The organism is Micromonospora sp. BQ11 (genome assembly GCF_052068135.1).
Classification (GTDB): Bacteria; Actinomycetota; Actinomycetes; order Mycobacteriales; family Micromonosporaceae; genus Micromonospora.
On sequence record NZ_JBQHDB010000001.1, the window covers coordinates 669,719 to 695,826 of the forward strand.

Sequence of the window (26,108 nt, forward strand, 5' to 3'; positions counted from 1 at the left end):
GTCAACGGCGACGCCCGGATGGAGCCACCGTGAACCACAACGACCTCGACGTCCTCGACGAGATCCAGCGGCGCGTGCTCTGGCTCGCCAGCCGGATCGTGGATGCGGCCAACCACGACCGGGACACCGGGGACGGGGTGAAGGTCGGTGGCCATCAGGCGTCCAGCGCCTCGCTGGTGACCACGATGACCGCCCTGTGGTTCGCGCACCTCGACGCGGAGGACCGGGTCGCGGTGAAGCCGCACGCGTCGCCGGTGTTCCACGCCATCCAGTACCTGCTCGGCAACCTGGACCGCTCGTACCTGACGACGTTGCGCGCCCGGGGCGGCCTCCAGTCGTACCCGTCGCGCACCAAGGACCCGGACGAGGTGGACTTCTCCACCGGCTCGGTCGGGCTCGGCGCCGCGGCACCGCTGTTCGCGGCGGTCACCCGGCGCTACGTCGACGCGCACTTCGGCGCGCGTCCGCACTCCCGGTTCGTCGCGCTGATCGGCGACGCGGAGCTGGACGAGGGCAACATCTGGGAGGCGGTCGCCGACCCGGCGACCACCGGGCTGGGCAACGTGATGTGGCTGGTCGACTTCAACCGCCAGTCCCTCGACCGGGTCGTACCCGGCATCCGGATCAACCAGTGGCGCGGCCAGTTCGAGGCGGCCGGCTGGCACGTGGTCGAGGTCAAGTACGGCCGCAAGCTCGCCGAGGCGTACGCCCGGCCGGGCGGCGACGCGCTGCGCGACTGGATCGACGCGATGCCGAACGAGCAGTACCAGTCGCTGTTCGGGCTCGTCGGTCCGGCGCTGCGCAAGCAGTTCCTCGACGGCGCGCCGGCCGGGATCGCGGAGTTCATCGCGGACATCGGAGACGACGAGCTGGGCCCGCTCGTCACCGACCTCGGCGGGCACGACCTGGCGGCCATGCTCGACGCGTACGCCCAGTGCGACGCGGTCACCGACCGGCCCAGCGTCGTCTTCGCGTACACGGTCAAGGGGTGGGGTCTGCCCATCGCCGGGAATCCCCGCAACCACTCGGCGCTGCTGTCCACCGAGCAGATCGACGCCCTGCGGAGGGCCCAGGGGCTCACCGCCGAGACCGAGTGGGACCGCCTCGACCCGGCGTCGGAGGCCGGCATCCGGGCCGGCGCGCGCCGGGAGGCGCTGTCCCGCGCGCCGCGCGAGCGTGCGCTGGGGGTCACGGTCCCGGAGACCACGAAGGTACGCGCGAACAAGCCCGTCTCCACCCAGGAGGTGTTCGGTCGGGTGCTCGTGGACCTGGCCCGGGACCCGCAGGTGGCGCCCTACCTGGTGACCACCGCGCCGGACGTGGCCACCTCCACCAACCTGGCCGGGTTCATCAACAAGACTGGGGTGTTCGCCCCCACCGAGCAGCGCTCCTGGTCGGAGGACCGGATGCTGCGCTGGACGGAGAGCCCGGCCGGGCAGCACATCGAGCTGGGCATCTCCGAGATGAACCTGTTCCTCCTGCTCGGTCAGCTCGGCCTGTCCTGGGACCTGTCGGGGCAGCCGCTGCTGCCGGTCGGCACGGTCTACGACCCGTTCGTGCTGCGCGGGCTGGACGCGTTCCTCTACGGCACGTACTCCGGCTCGCGGTTCGTGGTGGCCGGCACCCCGTCCGGTGTCACCCTCGCCCCCGAGGGCGGCGCCCACCAGTCGACGATCACCGCCTCGGTCGGTCTGGAACTGCCCGGTGTGACCTTCGTCGAGCCCGCGTACGCCGGCAGCCTGGACTGGCTGCTCTGCGACGCCCTCGGCCAGATCGCGGGCGGTTCCACGCCGGCGGCGACGGCGGCACCGGCCGAGGACGGGGCGTACTACTTCCGGCTCAGTACCCGCCCGATCGACCAGGCGCCCTTTGAGGCGGCCCGGGCCCGGATCGGCGACGCCGTGCTGCGTCGTCAGGTGGTCGCCGGGGCGTACCGGCTGGTGGACGCGCACCAGGCGTACCCGCACCTGGCCGACGCCCCGGTCGTGCAGCTCGCCGCCTCCGGCGCGGTGCTGCCCGAGGTGCTCGCCGCGGCGGCGGAACTGGCCGAGGAGGGCGTCGCCGCGCACGTGGTGGACGTGACCAGCCTGGACCGGCTGTACCGGGCCTGGCAGCGCACTCTGCGCCAGGGCGTCCGCACGGCGACGGTGCCCAGCGTGCCGGGCGCGTTGCGGTCCGCCTTCGCCGACCGGGTGCCGGTGGTGACGGTGCACGACGCCGCCTCGCACGCGATGGCCTGGCTCGGGTCGGCCGTCGGCGCGCCGGCGGTACCCCTGGGCGTGGACGAGTTCGGTCAGTCCGGCAGCGTCCGAGAGCTGTACGAGCTGCACGACCTGATGCCCGGCAGCATCGTCAACGCCGCCCTCGCCGCCCTAGCCCTCCGCTGACCCCACCCCCACCGCCCCCACCCCACCCCGCCGCCCCCGCGATCTTGCACTTTCTGCCGGGGCAAAAGGTGTCGACCCTCCCATATCGGCGACCGAAAGTGCAAGATCGCGGCGGTGGGGGCGGGGGTGGGGTGGGGTGGGTCAGCGGGTCGGGGTAGGGGTGACCGGCGCGGGCGCGCCCGCCTTCGGGTTCTCCACCACGCGGCGCACCAGGTTCACCTGGGCCTGCCCGGTGCCGCCGACGGTGATGTCGTCGTACGCCTGGAGCAGTTTGTCCTTGTCGAAGTAGAGCACGCTCATCGACAGCGGGGTCGGCTCCTCGCCCTCGAGGCCGCGCAGCCCGGCGCCCCCGGTCGAGCCCTGCACCATCAGCAGGGTGGGTGACTGTCCGGCCTCCTGCGGCAGCTTCGAGACCTCGCGCCGGTGCGTGTGCCCGGCGAGCACCAGGGGGACGCTGCCGGCCAGGGGTCCGGCCGAGGCCGGGTCGTGGACCAGCGCGATGGTCACCGGGGTCGGCGAGCTGCGGACGGTGGCGGTCAACTGCTCTCCGACACCGATGAGCTGGTCGGCCGTCTCCCGGGTGAGGCCGCTGCCCGCCGGCGAGGTGCTCTTGTCCGGCGTGAACCGGGGGTCGCCGATGCCGGCGATGGTCAGGCCGGCGACCGACGTGGTGGAGTTGCTCAGCACGATCGCGTTCGGCTGCCGGGCCACGGCCGCGGCCGTCCGGCCGGAGTCGTGGTTGCCCCGGATGTAGACGTACGGCTTCCGGAGCAGGCCGATCGCGCCGACGTAGGACGCCTCCGGCTCGCTGCCCCAGTCGGTGATGTCACCCGTGTCGATGACGACGTCGATGTTGAACTGCTCCACGATCGTGCGGATCAGCTGCCAGCCGGTCGGGTTGAGGTGCATGTCGGAGACGTGCAGGACCCGGGTGGTGTCCGGGTCGGGCTCGTAGAGGGGCAGCGACGACACGGTGGTGTAGAGCTGGCTGACGTTGCCGACGATGCGCTGGAGCTGCTCGGCGTAGCGCGTGTAGTCGTTGGCGATCCGGCGGGCGTCACCGACGATCGCGGGCGCGTTGACCAGCAGGCCCTCGTAGCGGGGCTCCTCGATCGACTGTGGCCGGATGCTGGCCGCGGCGGCGCCGAGGCTGCCGACCGTGACCACCAGGGCCAGGCTGCCCGCCCAGGCCGCGCGGCGGGTGTCCCGGAAGACCAGCAGGGCCAGCAGCAGGGTGACCAGGACGGCCGAGGCGACGGTACGCAGCCCGAGCCGCATCACGCCCCCACGGACGTCGTCGACGGCGGACTGGCTGGCGCGGCTGATGCTCGCCGGGTCGTCCAGCAGCGCCTCCGTGCGGCTCTGGTCCAGTGCGCCCAGCTCCACGGTCAGGTGGGTGGGCCCGTCGTGGCTGTCGAGCAGCAGTGCGCCGAGCGGCGGGATGTCGACCGTGGTGCTGCCGGAGATCGCCGGCAGCACCGTCAGGTCCGCCTGGAACGGCCCGATGTCCGTGCTGACGCGCCCGCCGGCCAGCACCCCGATCACCACGCCGGCCAGCGCGACCACGAGGACCGCCAGGGTCACCCCGGTGGCGCGCAGCGCCCTCCATCGGCCCGAGGCGGCCGTACGGGGCCGCCCCAGTCCGAACGACCGGGTACGACGGGTCACCCGGGCCTCGTCGCCCGTGGTCCCGTTCTGCTCGTTCTCCTGCCCGTCCATGGTGATCGTGACCTGCCCGGTAGAGGATCTTGGCAAACCTGGCTCAGAAGTGTCGTCAGCTCCGTCCGGCGCCGCCAGCGGCGAAGACGAGGCGCAGCAGCCGGTCGTCCTCCGGCGCCGGGTCACCCCGCCCGTCGTGGTTGGAGGTGCCCACCCAGAGCGACCCGTCCGGCGCCGCGGCCACCGCCCGGAGCCGGCCGAAGCGACCGGTCAGCAGTTCCCGGGGCTGGCCCAGCACCGTGCCGGTGTCGGTCAGCTCGACCAGCCACAGCCGCTTGCCCCGCAGGCAGGCCGTGACCACCAGCCGGTCCGCCGCGGCGAGGCCCGAGCAGGACGCGTCCGAGGTCGGCCACTGGGTGATGGGATTGGCGAAGCGGGCGTCGTCGGAGCGACCCTCGACCTGCGGCCACCCGTAGTTCTTCCCCTTGACGACCTGGTTGATCTCGTCCCAGGTGTTCTGCCCGAACTCCACCGCGTACATGCGCTTGCCGGCGTCCCAGGCCATGCCCTGCACGTTGCGGTGGCCGAGCGACCAGACGGGGGAGTTGCGGAACGGGTTGCCCGCAGCCGGCTTCCCGGCCGGGGTGATGCGCAGGATCTTGCCGCCGAGGCGCTTGACGTCCTGCGACGCGGCCCGGTCTCCCGCGTCGCCGGTGCTGGCGTAGAGCTGACCGTCCGGGCCGAAGGCCAGGCCGCCGCCGTTGTGGATGCCCGCCTTGGGGATGCCGGTCAGGATCGGGGTGGGCGGCTCGCCGAGGCGGAGCTTGGCGATGCGGTTGTCGCGCTCGGTGGTGTAGTAGACGAAGACCGTCCGGTCCCGCTGGTAGGCGGGTGAGACGGCGATGCCCAGCAGGCCGCCCTCTCCGGCCGCCGCCACGTCCGGGACGGTCTGCACCGCGCGTACGGTCAGCCCGTCCGGTCCCGACCCGGGACCGACCTGGAGGATGCGGCCGGTGTCACGCTCGGTGACCAGTGCTGCGCCGTCGGGCAGGAAGGCGATCCCCCACGGCACCCGCAGGCCCTTGGCCAGCACGGTCGTGACCACCTCCGGACCGGCGCCCTCGGCGCTGGCGCTGGCCGACGGGGTGGGGAAGGTCGGTGGCTCGCCGGCCGGGTCCGGGGCCGGTTCACCGAAACTGCATCCGGCGGCGGCCAGCAGCACCGTCGCGCAGACGGCGGCGAGGACCGACCGGAGACGGCGGACACGGGGGTACGGGGGACGGGCGCTCACTCGGCTCAGGGTAGTCCGCCGAGGCCCGGTGTCCGGACCTCTGGGCTCAGCGCGCCCGAACGGCGAGCAGGGCGATGTCGTCCTCACGGCGGTGGGCCGCGCCGAGGAGGGTGTCGCACAGCTCGTCCAGCGGCAACTTGTCCGTGCCGACGAGCCGCTCGACGAGTTCCGTCATGCCCTCGTCGATGGTGCGGTCCCGCCGCTCGACCAGACCGTCGGTGAACAGCAGCAGGGTGTCGCCCGCGGCGAGGGACGCCCGCTGGGTGGTGCGGCGCACCGGACGGACCAGGCCGAGCAGCGGCTCCGAGCGGGCGCTCACGACCTCGATGGCGCCGCCGGCCCGGACCACCAGCGGCGGCGGGTGCCCGGCGTTGCACCAGCTCACCTCCTGGCCGCCGGCCCCGTCGGCCCGCAGCCGGACCAGGATGGCGGTGGCGGCGGCCGGAATCCGCAGCCCGCGGATCACGTCGTCCAGGTGGGTCATCAGCTCGCCCACCGCGTCCGGCCGGCCGTACGCGTTGCCCCGTACCAGGTTGCGCAGCTGGCCCATGATCGCGGCGGCCTCGATGTCGTGGCCGGCGACGTCGCCGATCGCGGCGATCAGGTCGCCGTTCGGCTGGCGGAAGGCGTCGTACCAGTCCCCGCCCACCTCGACGCGGTCGGCCACCGGCTGGTAGCGGGCGGCCAGCTCCAGCCCCTCGGCGATGGGCAGCACGGGCAGCATGCTGTGTTGGAGCACGTGGGCCACGTGCCGCTGCTCGCCGTACATCCAGCTGTTGCCGATCGCCTGACCGGCCCGGCGGCCGACGTCGAGCGCGGTGATCAGGTCGCCGTCGTCGAAGGGGCGACGCCCGTTGCCGTTGATCAGCGTGATCGCGCCCAGCACCCGGCCGCGGCCGGCGTCGGTGATCGGCACGGTGAGGTGCGACGCGAAGCCCAGTCGGTCGGCGAGTTCCGTCATCTCCGGCCCGATCGTGCCCCGGGTGACGTCGGTGAGGCGGCCGGCGCTGACCAGCACCGGCCGCCCGGTGCGCAGGACCTCTCGGGTGATCGACTTGGTGCCGAGACGGGTGTGCATCAGCACGGCGAAGCGGTCGACGTCCGCCGCGCGCGCGGGATCCCGGTGGGCGGCCGCCACATCCGTCGGTTGGCCGTCCCGCCCGACGACGCTCACCAGGCACCAGTCGGCCAGGAGCGGCACCATCGTCGCGCCCAGGTGGCGCAGCGCCACCTGCACGTCCATCGTCCCGGCCAGCGTCTCGGTCAGCCCGGCCAGCAGCTCCAGCCGGTCCTGCGACTCCTCGGCCCGCCGGCGGGCCTGCTCGGCGCCCTGCAGGGCGATGCGCAGGCGCAGCTCCGACGAGCAGGCGGCGGCCAGGTCGGAGAGGGTCCGCAACTGGTCGCGGGTCCACGCGCGGGGCTTGCTGTCGATCGCGCAGAGCGACCCGAGCACCCGGCCGTCGAGGTCGGTCAGGGGCATGCCGGCGTACGCGACGACGCCGAGGTCGGGAATGGCGAGGTTGGTCCGGACCCGGGGGTGGAGCCGGGCGTCCGGGATCACCATCGGGGCGGCGATGTCGATCACGTGCTGGCAGAACGAGTGGCTGAGCGGCGTCTCCCGCTGCCCCGCCCAGGGCTGCGGCAGGCCGACCTCGCCGGGGAAGAACTGGCGCTCGCTGTCGACCAGGGAGACCAGGGCGACCGGAACGTCGAGCAGGTCGCCGACCAGTCGGGCGAACCGGTCGAAAGCCTCGTCCGGCGTGGAGTCCAACCGGGTCTCGGCGAGCGCTCGCAGCCGGTCGGGGTCCCGCAGTGACGGCGCCGGACGCGAGAGGGCGCCGTCCGCACCGGCACGCCGGGCGATGTCGTCGCGGGAGCCGTCGGTCATCGAGCACCTGTCTGCGGGTGGACGGAGGCCGACCGGCGCTCCGACCCTTCGTTATACCCGCCCGGCGCCGGGAGCGACCTGTGGGGCGATGGGTCACCTCGGTCACGCCGCCGTCGGGTGACCCTCCCCGGTCGGGTGTCCCGGTACGCCCCGGCCGAGCGGCGACGCGTCTGTGGGCCTATCGTCGGCGGGCGTGAAGGTATGGATCCCCCACCCGACCGGTCCGGACCTGCTGGGTGAACTGCCTCCGGGCGTCACCGTGGAGGTGGTCGAGGACCCGACGCGGCTCCCCTCGGCCCCGGCCGGCGTCCGGTTCTGGGTGCCGCCGTTCCTGGCCGGCGCGGACGCCACCGCCCTGGTGCACGAACTGCCCGACCTGGCGGTGGTGCAGCTCCTCTCCGCCGGTGCCGACGCCTGGACCGGCCGCGTCCCGGACGGGGTCACGCTCTGCGACGCGCGCGGTGTGCACGACCCGTCGACGGCGGAGTGGGTGGTGACCGCGATCCTCGCCCAGCTGCGCGGCTTCCCCGCGCTGGTCCGTGCGCAGGCCCGGCGCGAGTGGGCGTACGACGAGGTGGCGCCCACCGACGAGGTCGAGGGCAAGCGGGTGCTCATCGTCGGTGCGGGGTCGATCGGTACGGCGGTGCGGGCGCGGCTGGCACCGTTCGAGGTGACCTTCACGCTGGTGGCCCGGACGCCCCGACCGGAGCAGGGCGTGCACGGGGTGGGGGAGCTGCCCGCCCTGCTGCCCGAGGCGGACGTCGTGGTGCTGCTCGTGCCGCTGACCGACCAGACCCGGGGCCTGGTGGACGCCGGTTTCCTGGCTGCGATGCGGGACGGCGCGTTGCTGGTCAACGCCGCGCGGGGGCCGGTGGCCGTGACCGACGCGCTGGTGGCCGAGTTGCGGACGGGTCGGATCTCGGCGGCGCTGGACGTCACCGATCCCGAGCCGCTGCCGCCCGACCATCCCCTGTGGACGATGCCGAACGTGCTGCTCACTCCGCACGTCGCCGGCTCGGTGCGGGGGCTGCTGCCCCGGGCGTACCGGTTGGTGGGCGAGCAGGTCCGGCGGTTCGCGGCGGGGGAGCCGCTGACCAACGCGGTGGTGGACGGCTACTGAGCGGTCGCGCCCCGGCGGTGGTGGCCGGTCAGTCGGTCCGGCTGGGCAGAGACTGGCCGGTGGACGACACCAGCCGGGGCAGGTCGGTGCCGCGGACGGCCGGCAGCAGGACCTGCTGCCCGTCGTCGAGACGGGCGACCGCCCGGCCGCGCGGGTCGGTGGCCAGCTCGACGACGTGGTCCCAGCCGATCCGGCGCTGCCCGGCGAGCGCCCGGAGGCGCAGCTCACGCCCGTCGGCGTCGGTGCCGGCCCGCCAGGCCCAGACGCCGACGGCGAGTGGGACGAGGAGCACGGGTGCCAGGTACCACCGGGCGTTCGCCAGCGGCAGTGCGCCGATGAAGGCGATGACCGCCGCGACGAGGATCGCCTGGCTGTGCCGGAAGCGGACGACATCGGAGCTGCTCACCCCACGATGATCCCACCCGCTCCGGCCCGTGCGGTCGCCGGGCGACCGACGGGAGGGCCGCGACGCCCGAGTGACGTGGGTCACTGTCGACTGGCCGTCACCGCGCGACCGTGCCCTCGTTGACGAGGGTTGGGCGTCGGACGACCGTTCGCCACCCGCATCGCCGCACCGCCCCCGTGCCCCCTCACGAAGGCGACCGCCGTGCCCCTCGCGTACCCGTGCCACCTTCCGATCCGCCGTCCCGCCGTGCCGGAGACCGTCGTGGTCGCGGCGGTGTGCCTGCTCCTCGCGGCCGGTGCCGCCGGGCCCCTGCCGACGCTCTCCGTCGTCGCGCTGGCCGGCGCGAGCGGCTCCGCGCTGGCCGGCACCCGGCTGTCCCGGCTCGCCGCCGGAGAGCATCCGGCGGATGCGCCGGCCGAGGGCGGCGCGCGCTTCCCGGACCGTGCGGCACCCCGCGTGGCACCGCCCCGCCGGGTCGCCGCACTGCTCGACGCCGCGGTGGTCGTGGCCGGCCTGACGGCCGCCGCGCTGCCGCTGTCCGGGCCGATCGGGGACGACACGGCCGCCCTGTCCGGCCTGGTGGGCGCGGCCGTCCTCTTCGCCGCCGGACTGCTCGCGCTGCCCCCGGGCGTCCGTCCACCGGCCCGGCTCCGGCTGCGGCGGATCGCCGACGCGGCCGGCCCCGGCATCGGCCTGGTGCTCGCCGCCTGGCTGCTCCTGCCCGTCGACGGTCTGGAATCGTCCACCCGGCTCGCGTCCGCGGTGGCGCTGGGCGGGTTCGCCGTCGCCGCGCTCACCGCGCTCACCGGTCCGGAGCGGGGCGGTGGCGCGGCACACTGCCGGGGCGGGGCCGCGCTCACCCTGTTCGGGCTGGTGCTGCTGGCAACGGCGACGGTCGGGGCGATGCCCGGCCGGCTGCTGCTGGTGGCCGTACCGCCGCTGGTCGGTGGAATGCTGCTGACGGCGGCGGGCGCGCGGCGGGTGATCGGGACGGACGTCGCCCCGGAGCGCCGGCCCACGCTCGTCCTTCCCCGCGTGCTGCTCCCGGCGGTCACGGTGGTGGCGGCGATGGGGTGGCGGCTCACCTCCGGTGCGGCCGTCGAGCGGGCCACGATGGTCATCGCGCTGGCGGGGGTGCCCGTGCTGGTGTTCCGCGAACTGCTCCGGGTGCACGACCGGCGCGCGGCGCGCGGACGGGACGTCCCCGGGCCGGCCGGCGGCGACGAGGCGATCCCGGGCGATGTCCCGGCCGACCGGTCGGAGCTGCTCCGGGTCCTCGCCGACCTGCGGGACGACGACCCGCCCGCGGGCGCCCTGCTCGTGGTCGACCTGCACGGCGCCGAGGCGCACGACCACCGGTTCCGGGAGGACGTGTTCGCCGAGGCGTGCCGGCGCGGGCGGGCCGTCGTCGGCCCCGGGGACCTGGTCGCGGACCTGCCCGGCGCCGCTCTGGCCGTGGTCACCCGGTCCGGTCCGGTGCGGGCGTACGCGGTGGGCACCCGGCTGGTCGAGGCGCTCACCCAGCCCTTCCAGGTGGCCGGGGTGGTGCTGCGGCTACAGGTGAGCATCGGGTTGGCCGAGGTCGCCGGGGTCACGCCGGAGGACGTGCTGCGCCAGGCCGACCTGGCCCGCCGGCGCGCGGTGCAGCTCGGGCGGGACCGTGTCGAGTGGTACGACGCGTACCTGGAGGAGCAGCTCGTCCGGCGGCTGGACCTGGAGCGTGAGCTGCCCGGTGCGGTCGCCCGGGGTGAGCTGGACCTGGTCTACCAGCCGGTGGTCGGCCTGGCCGACCGGCAGCCGGTGGGGACCGAGGCCCTGCTGCGTTGGCGCAGTCCGGTGCTCGGCACGGTCCTGCCCGGCGAGCTGCTGCCGGTGGCGGAGGACCTGGACGTCGTCCGCGAGCTGGGCTGCTGGGTGCTGGACCGGGCCTGCCGCCAGTTGGCCGCCTGGTCCGGCGCGGGCCGGGAGGACCTCTGGATGGCGGTCAACGTGACCGTCCGGGAGTTGACCGCGGCGGACTTCGTGCCGCGGACCGTGGCGGTGCTGGACGCGTACGGGGTGGCCCCCGAGCGGCTGGTCATCGAGGTGTCCGAGCCGCGGGTCGCCGCCGACCTGCCGACCGTGGTGGCCCGGCTGGCCGGGCTGCGTTCACTGGGCATCCGCACCGCCCTGGACGACTTCCGGGCCGAGCACGCCTCGCTCAGCCAGCTGCGCCGGCTGCCGATCGACCTGCTCAAGGTTGGCCCGCAGGTCGTCGGGCCGGCTGCCGACCCGCAGCGCCCACTCATCGACGTGGTGGTGAACGTGGGCGACCGGCTGGGCCTGGAGATCGTGGCCGAGGAGCTGGAGTGGCCCGCGCAGGTGGAGGGGGCCCACCGGGCCGGCTGCCGGTACGGGCAGGGTTTCGCCCTGGCCCGCCCGGCCACCGCCGAGCGGGTCGAGGCGTACTTCGAGGAGTTCCCGACCGCGTCGCGCTGATGCGCTGAACCGGTTCACTTCACCCGGGGCGGTGCGGTGCTGCCGCGCGGGGTCAGGTGTGAGGTCTCGTCCTGGAGCACGCCCACGTCTGTGCCGCCGATGACCGAGAGAAGCTGCCGGGCGGCGTGCGCACCGTACACGGGGATGTCCCGGCTCAGCGCGGTCAACGGCGGGTGCACCAGCCGGCAGAGCGGGGAGTCGTCCCAGGCCACGATGGACAGGTCGCCCGGGACGGAGAGCCCCATCTCCTGGGCGACCGACAGGCCCGCTATGGCCATCACGTCGTTGTCGTAGATCACGGCGGTCGGCCGGTCCGGGGCGCTGAGCAGCCGGCGTGTGGCGCGCGCGCCCTCCTCGCCGGTGTAGTCCGAGGGCACGGTCACCGCGTCGGGCAGGTCGAGCCGGCGGCACACGCGGGCGAACGCCTCGGTGCGGATCGCGGTGTGCAGCAGCTCGGGGAGTCCGCCGACCCGGGCGACGCGGCGATGGCCGAGCGCCGCCAGGTACTCCACGGTCTCGACCAGCGCCGCCGCGTCGTCGGACCACAGGCTGGCCAGTCGGCCGGTGCCGCCGGGGCCGCCGATCACGATGGCCGGCAGGCCCAGTTCCTCCAGCACCGGCACCCGGCGGTCGTCGACGCGCAGGTCGCACACGAGGACGCCGTCCACCCGACGCTCACCCCACCACCGCCGGTAGACCGCGATCTCCGCGTCCGGGTCGGCGACGACCTGGAGGGTCAGCGCGTACGAGCGGGCGGACAGTTCCGCCTCGACGCCGCTGATCAGCTCCATGAAGAACGGCTCGATGCCGAGTGTGCGGGCGGGCCGGCACAGGGCCAGGCCGATGGCGGCGGCGGTGGATCCGGAGAGGGCGCGCGCGGCGCTGCTCGGGTTGAAGCCGATCTCCGCGGCGATGGCGAGGATCCGTTGCCGGGTGGCCTCGGAGACGCCGGGCTGGCCGTTCAGCGCGTAGGACACGGCGCCCTTGGACACCCCGGCACGTCGGGCGACATCGGCGATGGTCGGCCGCTTCACCGGCGTACTCCTTGTCTCCGCCCTGCATGGGCGGTCACACCTGTGCCGGTCTCCCGGCGCAGGTGGTCACGCTACGGGTGGCGACGGTCGTGGGTCGAGCCCCGCTCGACGGGCGGCACCGAGCGAGTCTGCAACTTGCGCGGTTAAGCCCACGGGCCGGGCGTGGTGTCGGAGAGTCGCCGGGGTTGGTCGGCGCTGCGCGAAGGAGCGCTCCACCACGTATGGTCGCGCTCCCAAAGCCCTGGCAGGGCTGTGTCGTTAACCGCCCGTTGACACGTCCGAAGCCGAGCCGTACGGTGGCGTAACTTATCCGGTTCAGTTGACGTCCCTCGATGTCGGGGCGTTCCCACTCGTTGCCCGGAGGATGACATGAAACGGTCCTGGAAAACCTGGGCCCGCGCCGTCGCGGCGGGCTCGGTCGGCCTGGCCCTGCTCGCCGCGTGCAGCGGCAACAGCGGTGGCGGTTCCGGCAGCGGCGACGGCCAGGTCACCTTGAAGATCAACTTCTGGGGCGACTTCGGCCTGGACGAGCTGAAGAGCCGCTACGAGGCCGACAACCCGAACGTCAGGATCAGCCTGAACACCGGCGAGTACAACGCCCAGCACGAGGACCTCCAGAAGAAGCTGATCGCCGGCTCCGGTGCGCCGGACATCGCCGCCATCGACGAGGGCTTCGTGGTCCAGTTCCGCGGCCAGGCCGACAAGTTCGTCAACCTGCTCGACAAGGGCGCCGGCCAGTACGAGGGCAGGTACCTGCCCTGGAAGTGGAAGCAGACCCTGACGCCCGACGGCAAGGTCCAGATCGGGCTCGGCACCGACGTCGGCGGCCTGGCCATGTGCTACCGCACCGACCTCTTCACAGCCGCCGGTCTGCCCACCGACCGCGACCAGGTCTCCGCGCTCTGGCCCACCTGGGACCGGTTCATCGCCGTCGGCCAGCAGTACAAGGCCAGAAGCGGCAAGAAGTTCATCGACTCCGCGACCAACATCTTCAACCCGGTCCTCGGGCAGCAACCGGTCGGGTTCTACGACGAGAGCGAGACGCTGAAGATGGACGGCGGCCCGAAGGCCGCCTTCGACGTGGCCGCCGCGATGATCGGCGCCGACCTGTCGGCCAACCTGACCGCCTTCTCGCCGGAGTGGAACAGCGGCTTCGTCAAGGGCAACTTCGCCGTGCTCGCCTGCCCGGCGTGGATGCAGGGCCACATCAAGAACACCGCCCCGACCACCCAGGGCAAGTGGGACGTCGCGGCGATCCCCGGCGGCGGCGGCAACTGGGGTGGCTCCTTCCTGACCATCCCCAGGCAGGGCAAGAACGTCGACGAGGCGTACAGGTTCCTGGAGTGGCTGGTCCAGCCCGCGCAGCAGATCGAGATCTTCAAGAAGGTCGGCAACCTGCCGTCGCAGCCGGCGCTCTACCAGGACCCCGCGATCAAGGACTTCACCAACCCGTTCTTCAGCAACGCCCCGGTCGGTCAGATCTTCTCCAAGACCGCCGAGAACCTGACCCCGCAGTACCTCGGCAAGAGGAACGGGCCGACCCGGGTCGCCGTGGAGAACGTGATCAACCGTCTGGCCACCGGAAACCTGAAGGGCAAGCCCGACCAGGCGTGGACCGAGGCGATCAAGGAAGCCGAGAAGGCCGCCACGTCCTGACGTACGCCCGGAGGTGGGGCCGTCCGGCGACGGCCCCACCCGCCCGCGGACCGCTCGTTCCCCGGAGGTTCCGATGTCCACCACCCGCGCCGCCCCCGCGGCGTCCCGACCCGGCCGTCCCGCGGACGCGACGGCCCCCGTCCGCCGTCCCCCGGGCCGGGCGGACACGTGGCGCAACCGCCTCCACCGCTTCGACGTGCGGTACGTGCCCTACCTGCTGATCGCTCCGTTCTTCCTGCTCTTCGCGGTCTTCGGGCTCTTCCCGATCGTGTTCAACGGCGTGGTCGCGATGCGCAACTGGCGGCTCGACGACCCGACCCTGACCGGCTGGGCGGGCTTCGCGAACTTCGAGCGGCTGCTCGACGACGGCGACTTCTGGAACGCGCTGGGCAACACGTTCGGCATCTTCGTGCTCTCCACGGTGCCGCAACTGCTCCTGGCGCTGATCGTGGCGTCCCTGCTGAACCGGAAACTGCGCGCGCAGACCTGGTTCCGGGTCGGGGTGCTGCTGCCGTACATCACGCCGGTCACCGCCTCGACGCTGATCTTCACGGTGGTGTTCGCCCGGGACACCGGCGTCGCCAACTGGGTGCTGTCTCTGCTGGGCGTCGGGGAGACCGCGCCGATCGACTGGCGGTCGACGAAATGGGCGTCCTGGATCGCGATCGCCACCATGGTCAACTGGAAGTGGATCGGCTACAACGCCCTGCTCTACCTGGCCGCCATGCAGTCCATCCCGCGTGACGTGTACGAGGCCGCCGCCGTCGACGGCGCCGGTCCGTGGCGTCAGCTGTGGCGGATCACCGTGCCGATGATCCGGCCGGTGGTCATCTTCACCGTGGTGCTCTCCACCATCGGTGGGCTCCAGCTCTTCACCGAGCCGATGCTCTTCGACGCCAACCCGGCGCTGGCCCAGGGTGGCGACGACGGGCAGTGGCAGACCATCGCCCAGCTCATCTACAAGGTCGGCTGGCGGGACCTCAACCTCGGCTACGCCGCCGCGATGTCCTGGGCGCTCTTCCTCGTCATCCTGATCGTCGCGGCGGTGAACGCGCTGATCACGAACCGGCTCGGAGGTGGGAAACGGTGAGCGACGTCGGCACCCGGCGGGCGGCCCTGATGGGTCGGGCCCCGCAGAACACACCCGGCAGTCTCTGGAGCTACCTCTTCCTCTCCGTGGTGATCGCCTTCTCGGCGTTCCCGCTGTACTGGATGTTCGTCATCGCCACGAACACCGACGAGGCGCTGGCCAAGATCCCGCCGCAGGTGGTCCCGGGCGGGGAACTCGCGACGAACCTGCGCGAGGTCTTCTCGATGCAGGACGTCTTCTTCCTCCAGTCCCTGGTCAACAGCGTGATCGTGTCGTCCGTGGTGACCGCGTCGGTGCTGTTCTTCTGCTCGCTGGCCGGCTTCGCGTTCGCCAAGCTGCGGTTCAAGGGACGCAACGCACTCATGATCATGGTCATCCTGACCATGACGGTGCCGAACCAGCTCGGCGTGGTCGCCCTCTACATCCTCATGGGCAGGATGCCCGGCGAGGGCGGCTGGAACGGCACCCTGCTCGCCGTCATCGTGCCCGGCCTGGTGAGCGCGTTCGGCGTGTTCTACATGCGCCAGTTCATCCTCGACGCGGTGCCCGACGAGCTGATCGAGGCCGGCCGCATCGACGGCGCCAGCACCATGCGCATCTTCTGGAGCGTGGTGGTGCCGGCGGTCCGGCCGGCGATGGCCGTACTCGGCCTGCTCACCTTCGTCGCCACCTGGAACGAGTTCCAGTGGCCGCTCATCACCCTGGGCGGCACCGACTACCCGACCTCGATGGTCGCGCTGTCCGACCTGGCCAGCGGCAACTACGTGCTCTACCGGCGGGTGCTGGCCGGCGCTCTGGTCGCCACCCTGCCCCTGCTGATCATGCTGTTCATCGGTGGTCGCCAGATCGTCCGCGGAATCATGGAAGGTGCGGTGAAGTCGTGACCCCGTTGCACCAGGGCTGGACCCTGCGGGCGGTACCCGGACCCCAGGTGCCGGCCGGGATCGCCGACCGGGCGGTGCCGGCCACCGTGCCCGGGTGCGTCCACACCGACCTGCTGGCCGCCGGGCTGATCCCCGACCCGTACCGGGACGCCAACGAGACCGGCCTCGGCTGGATCGGGCGCACCGACTGGGTCTACGAGACCACGTTCGACCGGCCCGACGGCGCGCACGACCGCGTCGACCTGGTCTGCGACGGCCTCGACACGGTCGCCACGGTCACCCTCAACGGCGTCGAGATCGGGCGCACCGCGAACATGCACCGCGGCTACCGCTTCGCCGTCGGCGCGCTGCTGCGGCCACGGGGCAACACGCTCGCCGTCCGGTTCGACTCGGCGTACCGCTACGCCGAGGCGCAGCGTGACCGTCTCGGCGACCGGCCCAACGCGTACCCGGAGCCGTTCCCGTTCATCCGCAAGATGGCCTGCAACTTCGGTTGGGACTGGGGACCGACCCTGGTCACGGCCGGCATCTGGCGACCGGTCGGGCTGCACGCCTGGTCCACCGCCCGCCTGGCGACCGTCCGCCCGCTGGTCACCGTCGACGGGACCGACGGCCGGGTCGAGCTGCACGTCGAGGTCGAGCGTGCCGCCGACGCGCCGCTGACCGTGCGGGCCGCCGTCGCCGGCAGCGCCGCCGAGGTGACGATCCCGGCCGGGGAGCGGGCCGCCGTCCTGACCGTCGCCGTGCACGACCCCGAGCGGTGGTGGCCCAGGGGGTACGGCGACCATGCCCGCCACGACCTCGACGTGACCCTGTGCGGGCCGGACGGCACGACGCTGGACACCTGGGGCCGGCGCATCGGCTTCCGGTCGGTACGCCTCGACACCACGCCCGACGACCACGGCGCCGCGTTCACCCTCCACGTCAACGACGTGCCGGTCTTCGTGCGGGGCGTCAACTGGATCCCCGACGACGCCTTCCCCACCCGGATCACCCGGGACCGGCTGGCGCACCGGTTCGACCAGGCGATCGGCGCGAACATCAACCTGCTGCGCGTCTGGGGCGGGGGCCGGTACGAGTCGGAGGACTTCTACGACCTCGCCGACTCGCTCGGCCTCCTGGTGCAGCAGGACTTCCTCTTCGCCTGCGCCGCGTACCCGGAGGAGGAGCCGATCGCCTCCGAGGTGGCCGCCGAGGCCGCCGAGCAGGTGGTGCGCCTGGCCCCGCACCCGTCGCTGGTGCTCTGGACGGGCAACAACGAGAACATCTGGGGCTGGCACGACTGGGACTGGCAGGAACCCCTGGCGGGGCGCACCTGGGGCCGGGGCTACTACCTCGACGTGCTGCCCCGGACCGTCGCCGAGCTGGACCCGACCCGCCCGTACTGGCCGGGCAGCCCCTGGTCCGGCACGGAGGACGTCCACCCCAACGACCCGGCGTACGGGACCACGCACATCTGGGACGTCTGGAACACCGACGACTATACGAAGTACCGGTCGTACGTGCCCCGGTTCGTCGCCGAGTTCGGCTGGCAGGCGCCCCCGGCGTACGCGACGCTGCGGCGGGCCCTGTCCGACGACCCGCTTGCCCCCGACTCACCCGGCATGGCCCACCACCAGAAGGCCGTCGACGGGGCTCTCAAGCTCCAGCGGGGGCTGGACGCGCACCTGCCGGCACCGGCCGACTTCGACGACTGGCACTACCTCACCCAGCTCACCCAGGCCCGCGCGGTCCAGGTCGGCATCGAGCACTTCCGGTCCCACCGGAGCGTCTGCTCGGGCACCATCTTCTGGCAGCTCAACGACTGCTGGCCGGTGACCTCGTGGTCCGCGGTCGACGGCGACGGCCGCCGGAAACCCCTGTGGTACGCGGTGCGCCGCGCGTACGCCGACCGGCTCCTCACCGTGGCGCCCCGCGACGGTGCGCCGACCCTGGCGGCCGTCAACGAGACCGGCACCCCGTGGCGGGGTGCGGTCACGGTCACCCGGTCCACCCTCGACGGGGAGCCCCGGGCCAGGACCACGCTGGAGCTGGACGTGCCCGCGTACGCCTCGGTCGTGCTGGCGCTGCCGGCGGACGTGGCGGGGCCGGAGGAGGCCGGCGGGGAGCTGCTCGTCGCCGAGGCCGACGGCGCCGCGCGGGCGCTGTGGTTCTTCGCCGAGGACCGCGACGTCCGGTGGCCGGCGGCGGCCTTCGACGCGACGGTCGAGCCGGTCGACGGCGGGCAGCGGGTCCGGGTCACCGCCCGGACCGTGCTCCGGGAGCTGACCCTGTTCCCGGACCGCCTCGACCCGACGGCGGAGGTCGACGAGGCCCTGGTGACGCTGCTGCCGGGGGAGTCGGTCACGTTCACCGTGACGGCCGACGGGCCGCTGGACCCGACAGCCCTGACCAGCCGCCCGGTGCTGCGCTGCGTCAACGACATCTGAAAGGAAGGGCCCCTCCTTAACGTCTGGTGTAGAGGAAGGGCCCCCTCTTAACGCCCGGCACGAGGGAGAAGCCGATCGTCCTGGGCGGCAGGCCGTTCCGGTTCGCCGCGCCGCACAGGCGGGTGGTACGTGGCCTGCACGCCCGCGGGCCGCGTACCGGGTCAGTTCGGTAGGGCGCCGAGGCCGGCGAGCAACTCGATCCGCTCGTCGGAGGGCAGGGCGGCGTAGATGGGCTCGTCCCGGCGGTTCGTCTCGTCCTCGACCGCCCGCCGTTCCGGGCCCTCGGGCAGCGCCCGGATCCCGGCGACGGTCAGGCCCGCCGCCCGCCACGCGGCCCGGTGCGCGTCGGCCCGGTGATGGCGCAGCGCACCGAGCCGGGAGGCCAGCCGCAGAGCCGCCGAGGCGTCCGCCGGCTCGTACACCGGTGCCATCGCCCGGAAGGCAGGCCCGCCCGTCGCGCAACCCTGCACCAGGAGCCGCCCGACCAGCTCCGCCAGTCGTGGCACCACCTCCAGCCCGGGCAGGAGGTCCGCTCCCGAGGCCCAGCGCTCCTCGGCCGCCTCGCCGACCATCCGCTGCACGGCCAGCGCCAGCTCTCGACCGAGTGGGGTGAGGTGCCAGGCGCCGTCGGCGTCGACGGTGGCCACACCCTGTTCGCGCTCGTGGGTCATGTCCCCGCTGGTGTAGACCAGCGCGTCGGCCAGGGCCTCCGCGCGCATGGGACGGGCGAGCAGTCCGAAGGGGAAGCTCGCCTCGAAGCCCGGTCGCAGGCCCCGCTCCGCGTAGTACGCCTCCAGCGCGGGTCGCGCCGCGTCACGCGCGCCCACGTACACCCGGTCGACCACCGGCCTGATCATCGCCGCGTAGCTCATGACCGCCTCCCCGTGTCCGTCCGGCACGATAGTGCAGTCGAGCGGGGTGCGGTGGCCCCCAGTCCGGCCGGGAGGCACCCGACCGCGAGGTCTCCTGGACGACGGTTTGCCCGGTCCGCCACGTGGTACCTGGACTGCATGACGAACCCGGTGGATCCCTCCCTGCCCGACGAACTCGACGAGCACGCCGGCGGCGCCGACCCCGGCCCCGGCGCACCCGACCAGGTCCACGCCGACCAGGGGCGACCCGACGAGCAGTTCCAGTCCCCGATGGGTGTCGCCGGCATGACCCCGGGCGGTGGCGGCGCGTTCGGCGGCACCTCGCCCGCCGACGAGAACCCCGCTGCCGATCCCGGGGGCGCGCCACGCGGCAACCAGTGACGCCGCCCCGTTAAGAAGGGCCCCCTCCTCTACCGCAGGCGTTAAGAGGGGGCCCTTCCTTTCACCTCACTCGGGGACGCGGCGGTAGGCGCCGTCGCTGGCCGAGGTCGCCATCGAGGCGTACGCGCGCAGTGCCGCCGACACCGGCCGCTGCCGGTCGACCGGGGTGTACGGGCGGTCCCGCTTCTCCTCGGCCACCCGTCGCGCCTCCAACTCGTCGGACGGCACGTTCAGCTCGATGGACCGGCCCGGGATGTCGATGACGATCTCGTCGCCGTCGCGCACCAGCGCGATCAGGCCGCCGGAGGCCGCCTCGGGCGAGACGTGCCCGATGGACAGCCCCGAGGTGCCGCCGGAGAACCGGCCGTCGGTGAGCAGCGCGCAGGCCCGGCCCAGCCCCCGGCCCTTGAGGAACGAGGTGGGGTAGAGCATCTCCTGCATGCCGGGCCCGCCCTTCGGGCCCTCGTACCGGATCACGACCACGTCCCCGGCGACGATCCGCTTGTTGAGGATGGCCTCGACCGCGTCGTCCTGCGACTGGAAGACCTTGGCCGGGCCGCGGAACGTCAGGCACTCCTCGGGCACACCGGCGGTCTTGACGACGCAGCCCTCCGGCGCCAGGTTGCCGTGCAGGATCGCCAGGCCACCGTCGGCGCTGTACGCGTGCTCCCGGTCCCGGATGCAGCCGCCGGCCGCGTCGGTGTCCAGCGACGACCAGCGGTTGGCGGTGGAGAACGGCTCGGTGGTACGCACGCCTCCCGGGGCGGCGTGGAACAGTTCCACCGCCTCCGGCTTGGGTGACCCGCCCCGGACGTCCCAGTCGGTGAGCCACTGCGCGAGCGAGGGGGAGTGCACGCTGTGCACCTCCCGGTGCAGCAGGCCGGCCCGGTCGAGCTCGCCGAGGATGGCGGGGATGCCGCCGGCCCGGTGCACGTCCTCCATGTGGTACTGCGGCGAGTTCGGCGCGACCTTGGCCAGGCAGGGCACCCGGCGGGAGATGGCGTCGATGTCGGCGACGGAGAAGTCCATCTCCGCCTCCCGTGCGGCGGCGAGCAGGTGCAGGATCGTGTTGGTCGACCCGCCCATCGCCACGTCCAGGGCGACCGCGTTCTCGAACGCGGCCCGGCTGGCGACCGCGCGGGGCAGCACCGAGGCGTCGTCACCGTCGTACCACCGCTTGGCGATGTCCACCACGGTGCGGCCGGCCTCGAGGAAGAGTGACCGGCGCGCGGCGTGGGTGGCCAGCGTGGAGCCGTTGCCGGGCAGCGCGAGCCCGATCGCCTCGGTCAGGCAGTTCATCGAGTTGGCGGTGAACATGCCGGAGCAGGAGCCGCAGGTCGGGCAGGCCGAGCGCTCGATCTCGCCGAGCTGGTCGTCGGTGACGGCCTCGTTGGACGAGGCGATCATCGCGTCGATCAGGTCGATCTTGGAGTGCACCACGCCCTCGATCGCCATCGTCTTCCCGGCCTCCATCGGGCCGCCGGAGACGAAGACGGTCGGGATGTTCAGCCGCAGCGCGGCCAGCAGCATGCCGGGGGTGATCTTGTCGCAGTTCGAGATGCAGACCAGGGCGTCCGCGCAGTGCGCGTTGACCATGTACTCCACCGCGTCGGCGATCAGCTCCCGGCTGGGCAGTGAGTAGAGCATGCCGCCGTGGCCCATGGCGATGCCGTCGTCCACGGCGATGGTGTTGAACTCGCGGCCCACCCCGCCGGCCTCGGCCACCGCGCCGGCGACCAGGCCGCCCATGTCCTTGAGGTGTACGTGACCGGGGACGAACTGGGTGAAACTGTTGGCGATGGCGACGATCGGCTTGCCGAAATCGTCGTCGGTCATCCCGGTGGCCCGCCACAGGGCCCGGGCACCCGCCATCGTCCGACCGTGCGTGGAGGTCTTCGACCGCAGCTCAGGCATGCGTACCAGTCTTGCACCGCCGCCGCGGCACCCGGCGGGTGTACGGGCCGTGTCCCAACAGATGCACACCCGGGCCCCCACGACGGGCGCGCATCCGGCACAGTTGAGGACGTGCATGCATCCCCGGGCATGGTCACCGTCGCGCTGCTGAGCGGCCTCGTCGCCGTCTTCGCCACGCTGCTGCTGGCCGTCGGCGCCCGGCGACGCGCCCCGGAGCACCGGCCGGCGTACCTGTTCCTCGCCGCCGCCGGGGGCTTCGCGCTGGCGAGCCTGCTGGTCGGCACCGTCGTGGCGCTCGGTACCGCCGGGCACGGGGTGCACACGCCGAGGACGGGTTGGGCCTCGGTCGTCGCGGTCGGGGTCGCGGCGAGCGGGCTGCTCTTCTGCACCGGCCTGCTCCGACTGCCCGGCGTGGCCCCGACGGCGGGTGCGGCCCTCCGGCTCGGTCTCGACGGGTTGATCATGGCGACCGCGCTGTGGTTCGTCGGCTGGGTGCTCTTCTCGCGGCCGACCCGCCTGCTCCGCGACGCCACCCCGGTGGCGTGCGGGCCGATCCTGCTCGCGACGGTCGCCGCGGCCCTGACCGCCGGCCTCGCCATGATCGTGGTGTTCCGCGCCCCCGCGCCCCGGCACCGGCTGGCGACGCTCGCCAAGGGCGCCACGGGCGTGACCTTCGGCGGTCTGGGCGTGGCGGCCGGGCTGTGCCAGGCCGGCCCCGCTGTGGCGGTGGCCGGCGCTGCCGTGGTCTCCGCCGGCCTCCTGGCCGCCGCCCTCGCGAGCTGGCGGCTCGAGCCGCCGTGCCAGCTCGACGTCGACGTGATCCGCCGCGACGGCGAGTACGCGGTGGTCCCGATGTTCGCCATGGCCGCCTCGGCGATGTACCACCTCCTCCAGGACGGCCGGTTCGACGCGCTGGGGATCGTCGCCGGCAGCGTCGAGGGCTTCGCGTTGGTGGCCCGGCAGTACCTGACGCTGCACGACGTCCGGAAGTACGCCAGCCGGCTGGCCGAGCGCGAGGCGCACTTCCGGGAGCTGGCGCACACCGACCCGCTGACCGGTCTGGCCAACCGTCGGGGGCTGCTGCGCGCGCTGCACCGCTGCGCGGAGACGGGCACCAGCTGCGTCCTGCTCAGCCTCGACCTGGACGGCTTCAAGAACGTCAACGACATGCGTGGGCACGACGTGGGCGACGCGGTGCTGGCCGAGGTGGGGCGTCGGCTGCGCGGCAGCCTGCGCCCCGGCGACGTGGCGGCCCGGCTCGGCGGGGACGAGTTCGCGGTGCTGATGCACGGCCGGCAGTCCGACGCGGAACGGGTCGGCGAGCGGCTGCTCGGTGTCCTGCACGGCGCGTACGAGCAGCCCGAGGGGCCGGTCTTCCTCTCCGTGAGCATCGGCACCGCCGGGTGGGCCGGGGAGCCCGACGTGGAGCTGCTGCTGCGCCACGCCGACCTGGCGCTGCGCTACGCCAAGCAGCGCGGCAAGAACCGGATCGAGCGCTACGACGCCGCGTACGACCAGCTGCTGCGCCGGCGTACCGTCGTCGAGCACGAGCTGCGCGGCGCGATCGACCGCGGGGAGTTGCGGCTGGCGTTCCAGCCGGTGGCCTCGCTGCCGTCGGTACGCCCGGTCGGCGCCGAGGCGCTGCTGCGCTGGCACCACCCGCAGCTGGGCAACGTCCGGCCCGACGAGTTCATCCCGCTCGCCGAGGAGTGCGGGATGATCGCCCAACTCGGTGCATGGGTGCTGCACGAGGCCTGCTACCAGCTCTCCCGCTGGCTGACCGACGGCCACGACGTCTGGGTGTCGGTGAACGTGTCTCCGCGCGAGCTGCACGCCCCGGAGTACGTCGTCCAGGTGGCCGACGCGCTGCGCGCCCACCACGTACCCCCGCAGCGGCTGGTGCTGGAGGTGACCGAGCACGCCGTCGCCACCGACCTCGACGAGCTGATCCGGCGGCTGACCGCGCTGCGGCTGACCGGCGTACGGATCGCCCTGGACGACTTCGGCGCCGGCTACTCGTCGCTGGGTCAGCTCCGCCGCCTGCCGATCGACATCCTGAAGATCGACCACAGTCTGGTCGCCGAGCACGAGCCGGTCCGGCCGGTGGGCCGGGACGGGCCCGCCTTCGCGCCGATGGTCGACGTCGTCATGCGCCTCGGCCACCAGCTCGGGATGGAGGTCATCGCCGAGGGCGTGACCACCCCCACCGAGCTGGCCGCGGTGGTGGCCGCCGGGTGTCGCTTCGGGCAGGGCGCGCTCTTCGGCTGGGGTGTGCCCGCCGAGCACCTGGAGGCGATGCTGGAGGCCGCCACGTCGCCCGGAGCCCGTCCGGCTCCGGTGTCCGCGCCTCCGGTGCCACCCGCGCCGCCCCGCCGACTGCCCACGCTGCCCGCCCCCCGCCGCCCCGAGAGCGGTTCCGAGCAGGTCGGTGGGGGTGCGCCGACGCCCCGAACGGGTGAATACGGGAGATCCGTTAACCAACATGTGGGATCAGTTGACTCATCGCGTGAGATGCGTCAGGCTTGACCGCATGTCGTACCGGTCTCTGCGAGTACTTACCTGAGCGCACTCTCCCCGTCGAGAGTGCGCTGGCCCCGTGCATCCTGCACGAGGGCTTTTTTGTTGCCGTCGGACCAGATCGACGCGGGCCCACCGCCCGCGTCGGACCGCCAAGCCACACCCACTCCAGCCGAAGGCCTGAAACGCCATGACGAGACCCACGCCCGAGACACTCGCCCACTCCGCCCGGCGGGCCCGTGCGACCGCCGAGCCGGCGATCGACGCCGACCACGCCGGCACCGCCCGCGCCGCGGCCACCCCGGCCGTTCCCGCGGTACGCACACCCGCCCCGGCCCAGGTCACCGGGGCCGGCTCGCTCGTGCGGTCCCTCGAGGCGCTCGGCGTCGACGTCGTCTTCGGCATTCCGGGTGGCGCGATCCTGCCGGCGTACGACCCGCTCTACGACTCGTCGGTCCGGCACATTCTGGTGCGGCACGAGCAGGGCGCCGGGCACGCCGCGACGGGCTACGCCCAGGCCACCGGCCGGGTCGGCGTCTGCATCGCCACGTCCGGCCCGGGCGCCACCAACCTGGTGACGCCGATCGCCGACGCGTACATGGACTCGGTGGCGATGGTCGCGATCACCGGTCAGGTCGCGCGGCCCTCGATCGGCACGGACGCCTTCCAGGAGGCGGACATCCAGGGCATCACCCTGCCCATCACCAAGCACAACTTCCTCGTGCAGAGCCCCGAGGAGATCCCGCGCGTGCTGGCCGAGGCGTTCCACCTGGCCAGCACCGGCCGGCCCGGCCCGGTCCTGGTGGACATCCCGAAGGACGTCCTCCAGGCGGCCACCACGTTCGCCTGGCCGCCGACGCTGGACCTGCCCGGCTACCGACCGACGCTGCACCCGCACGGCAAGCAGATCCGTGAGGCGGCCCGGCTGATGACCTCGGCCCGCCGTCCGGTGCTGTACGTGGGCGGCGGCGTCCTCAAGGCCGGTGCCACCGAGGGGCTGCGCAAGCTGGCCGAGCTGACCGGCATCCCGGTGGTCACCACGCTGATGGCGCTCGGCGCGTTCCCCGACTCGCACGAGCAGCACCTCGGCATGCCCGGCATGCACGGCACGGTGGCCGCGGTGTACGGCCTCCAGAAGGCCGACCTGATCGTGGCCCTGGGCGCCCGCTTCGACGACCGGGTGACCGGCAAGCTGGACTCGTTCGCCCCGGACGCCACGATCGTGCACGCCGACATCGACCCGGCCGAGATCGGGAAGAACCGGCACGCCGACGTCCCGATCGTGGGCGACGCCCGGCACGTCATCGACGAGCTGATCGCGGCGATGACCGTGGAGCACGCGGCGGGCCGGTCCGCCGACCTGTCCGACTGGTGGACGCAGCTGCGCGACCTGCGTGAGCGGTACCCGCTCGGCTACGACGAGCCGGACGACGGCACCCTCTCGCCGCAGTACGTGATCAAGCGGCTGGGCGAGATCGCCGGCCCGGACGCGATCTACGTGGCGGGTGTCGGCCAGCACCAGATGTGGGCCTCGCAGTTCATCTCGTACGAGAAGCCCTACAGCTGGTTGAACTCCGGCGGCCTCGGCACGATGGGCTACGCGGTGCCGGCGGCGATGGGCGCCAAGGTCGGCAAGCCGGACACGGTGGTCTGGGCGGTGGACGGCGACGGCTGCTTCCAGATGACCAACCAGGAGCTGGCGACCTGCGCGCTGGAGGGCATCCCGGTCAAGATCGCTGTGATCAACAACGGCAACCTCGGCATGGTGCGGCAGTGGCAGACGCTCTTCTACAACGAGCGCTACTCCAACACCGAGCTGGGCACCCACAAGCACCGCATCCCCGACTTCGTGAAGCTGGCCGAGGCCCTCGGCTGCGTCGGCCTGCGGTGCGAGAACGCCGCGGACGTCGACAAGACGATCGAGGCGGCGATGGCGATCAACGACGCGCCGGTGGTCGTCGACTTCGTGGTCGGCAAGGACGCCATGGTGTGGCCGATGGTCGCCGCCGGCACCAGCAACGACGAGATCATGTTCGCCCGGGGTGTCCGCCCGGTCTTCGACGAGGATGACATCTAGTCATGAGCGAATGCACCGAGCGCAG

17 protein-coding genes are annotated in these 26,108 nt (G+C 73.1%); 10 read left to right on the forward strand and 7 right to left on the reverse strand.

The window, feature by feature from the left end; all coding sequences use genetic code 11:
- Positions 1-29: 29 nt before the first annotated feature.
- Positions 30-2,387 (forward strand): transketolase-like TK C-terminal-containing protein, encoded by a 2,358-nt coding sequence (locus ACTMSW_RS03260; RefSeq protein WP_441178907.1) that lies wholly within the window; start codon positions 30-32, stop codon positions 2,385-2,387.
- Between the two features lie 141 nt (positions 2,388-2,528).
- Here ACTMSW_RS03260 and ACTMSW_RS03265 read toward each other — a convergent pair whose 3' ends face one another.
- Genes ACTMSW_RS03265 through ACTMSW_RS03275 form a run of 3 tightly spaced genes read right to left on the reverse strand, consistent with a single transcriptional unit; the run spans position 2,529 to position 7,225 of the window.
- Positions 2,529-4,106: a metallophosphoesterase gene (locus tag ACTMSW_RS03265; RefSeq protein WP_441178908.1), complete on the reverse strand. Its 1,578-nt coding sequence runs from the start codon at positions 4,104-4,106 to the stop codon at positions 2,529-2,531.
- Between the two features lie 55 nt (positions 4,107-4,161).
- Positions 4,162-5,337 (reverse strand): PQQ-dependent sugar dehydrogenase, encoded by a 1,176-nt coding sequence (locus tag ACTMSW_RS03270; protein ID WP_441178909.1) that lies wholly within the window; start codon positions 5,335-5,337, stop codon positions 4,162-4,164.
- 46 nt (positions 5,338-5,383) lie between these two features.
- A complete protein-coding gene (locus ACTMSW_RS03275) occupies positions 5,384-7,225 on the reverse strand; it encodes a SpoIIE family protein phosphatase (RefSeq protein WP_441178910.1) in 1,842 nt (613 codons plus the stop codon).
- 193 nt (positions 7,226-7,418) lie between these two features.
- Between ACTMSW_RS03275 and ACTMSW_RS03280 the strand changes: the two genes are divergently transcribed.
- Entirely contained in the window at positions 7,419-8,345 is a 927-nt protein-coding gene (locus ACTMSW_RS03280) for a 2-hydroxyacid dehydrogenase (RefSeq protein WP_441178911.1), read from the forward strand.
- 28 nt (positions 8,346-8,373) lie between these two features.
- Here ACTMSW_RS03280 and ACTMSW_RS03285 read toward each other — a convergent pair whose 3' ends face one another.
- The gene (locus tag ACTMSW_RS03285; protein ID WP_441178912.1) at positions 8,374-8,751 is read right to left on the reverse strand and encodes a PH domain-containing protein; all 378 of its coding nucleotides are present in this window, start codon (positions 8,749-8,751) and stop codon (positions 8,374-8,376) included.
- 201 nt (positions 8,752-8,952) lie between these two features.
- On the opposite strand from ACTMSW_RS03285, the gene ACTMSW_RS03290 reads away from it, so the two are divergent.
- A complete protein-coding gene (locus ACTMSW_RS03290) occupies positions 8,953-11,229 on the forward strand; it encodes an EAL domain-containing protein (RefSeq protein WP_441178913.1) in 2,277 nt (758 codons plus the stop codon).
- A 14-nt stretch (positions 11,230-11,243) separates the two neighbouring features.
- On the opposite strand, the gene ACTMSW_RS03295 is transcribed toward ACTMSW_RS03290, so the two are convergent.
- The gene (locus ACTMSW_RS03295; protein WP_441178914.1) at positions 11,244-12,263 is read right to left on the reverse strand and encodes a LacI family DNA-binding transcriptional regulator; all 1,020 of its coding nucleotides are present in this window, start codon (positions 12,261-12,263) and stop codon (positions 11,244-11,246) included.
- Positions 12,264-12,632: 369 nt separating this feature from the next.
- Here ACTMSW_RS03295 and ACTMSW_RS03300 point away from each other — a divergent pair, with 369 nt between their 5' ends.
- The 4 genes from ACTMSW_RS03300 to ACTMSW_RS03315 all read left to right on the forward strand — a co-directional run bounded on the left by ACTMSW_RS03300 (position 12,633) and on the right by ACTMSW_RS03315 (position 18,322).
- Complete coding sequence (locus ACTMSW_RS03300) at positions 12,633-13,919, forward strand: ABC transporter substrate-binding protein (RefSeq protein ID WP_441178915.1); 1,287 nt, start codon at positions 12,633-12,635, stop codon at positions 13,917-13,919.
- A gap of 73 nt (positions 13,920-13,992) precedes the next feature.
- Positions 13,993-15,009 carry a carbohydrate ABC transporter permease gene (locus tag ACTMSW_RS03305; protein ID WP_441178916.1) on the forward strand — a complete coding sequence of 339 codons (1,017 nt, stop codon included), beginning with the start codon at positions 13,993-13,995 and terminating at the stop codon, positions 15,007-15,009.
- 29 nt (positions 15,010-15,038) lie between these two features.
- Positions 15,039-15,893 (forward strand): carbohydrate ABC transporter permease, encoded by an 855-nt coding sequence (locus ACTMSW_RS03310; RefSeq protein ID WP_441179052.1) that lies wholly within the window; start codon positions 15,039-15,041, stop codon positions 15,891-15,893.
- Positions 15,890-18,322: a glycoside hydrolase family 2 protein gene (locus ACTMSW_RS03315; RefSeq protein WP_441178917.1), complete on the forward strand. Its 2,433-nt coding sequence runs from the start codon at positions 15,890-15,892 to the stop codon at positions 18,320-18,322. The genes ACTMSW_RS03310 and ACTMSW_RS03315 overlap by 4 nt, the downstream gene beginning before the upstream one ends.
- Before the next feature lie 161 nt (positions 18,323-18,483).
- Here ACTMSW_RS03315 and ACTMSW_RS03320 read toward each other — a convergent pair whose 3' ends face one another.
- Complete coding sequence (locus tag ACTMSW_RS03320; RefSeq protein WP_441178918.1) at positions 18,484-19,194, reverse strand: hypothetical protein; 711 nt, start codon at positions 19,192-19,194, stop codon at positions 18,484-18,486.
- A gap of 138 nt (positions 19,195-19,332) precedes the next feature.
- On the opposite strand from ACTMSW_RS03320, the gene ACTMSW_RS03325 reads away from it, so the two are divergent.
- A complete protein-coding gene (locus ACTMSW_RS03325) occupies positions 19,333-19,575 on the forward strand; it encodes a hypothetical protein (RefSeq protein WP_441178919.1) in 243 nt (80 codons plus the stop codon).
- Positions 19,576-19,641: 66 nt separating this feature from the next.
- Here the strand turns inward: ACTMSW_RS03325 and ilvD are convergent, their stop codons facing one another.
- Complete coding sequence (gene ilvD, locus ACTMSW_RS03330) at positions 19,642-21,489, reverse strand: dihydroxy-acid dehydratase (RefSeq protein ID WP_441178920.1); 1,848 nt, start codon at positions 21,487-21,489, stop codon at positions 19,642-19,644.
- Between the two features lie 111 nt (positions 21,490-21,600).
- Between ilvD and ACTMSW_RS03335 the strand changes: the two genes are divergently transcribed.
- Positions 21,601-24,015 carry a putative bifunctional diguanylate cyclase/phosphodiesterase gene (locus ACTMSW_RS03335; RefSeq protein WP_441178921.1) on the forward strand — a complete coding sequence of 805 codons (2,415 nt, stop codon included), beginning with the start codon at positions 21,601-21,603 and terminating at the stop codon, positions 24,013-24,015.
- Between the two features lie 181 nt (positions 24,016-24,196).
- A complete protein-coding gene (locus ACTMSW_RS03340) occupies positions 24,197-26,083 on the forward strand; it encodes an acetolactate synthase large subunit (protein ID WP_441178922.1) in 1,887 nt (628 codons plus the stop codon).
- Positions 26,084-26,108 lie beyond the last annotated feature (25 nt).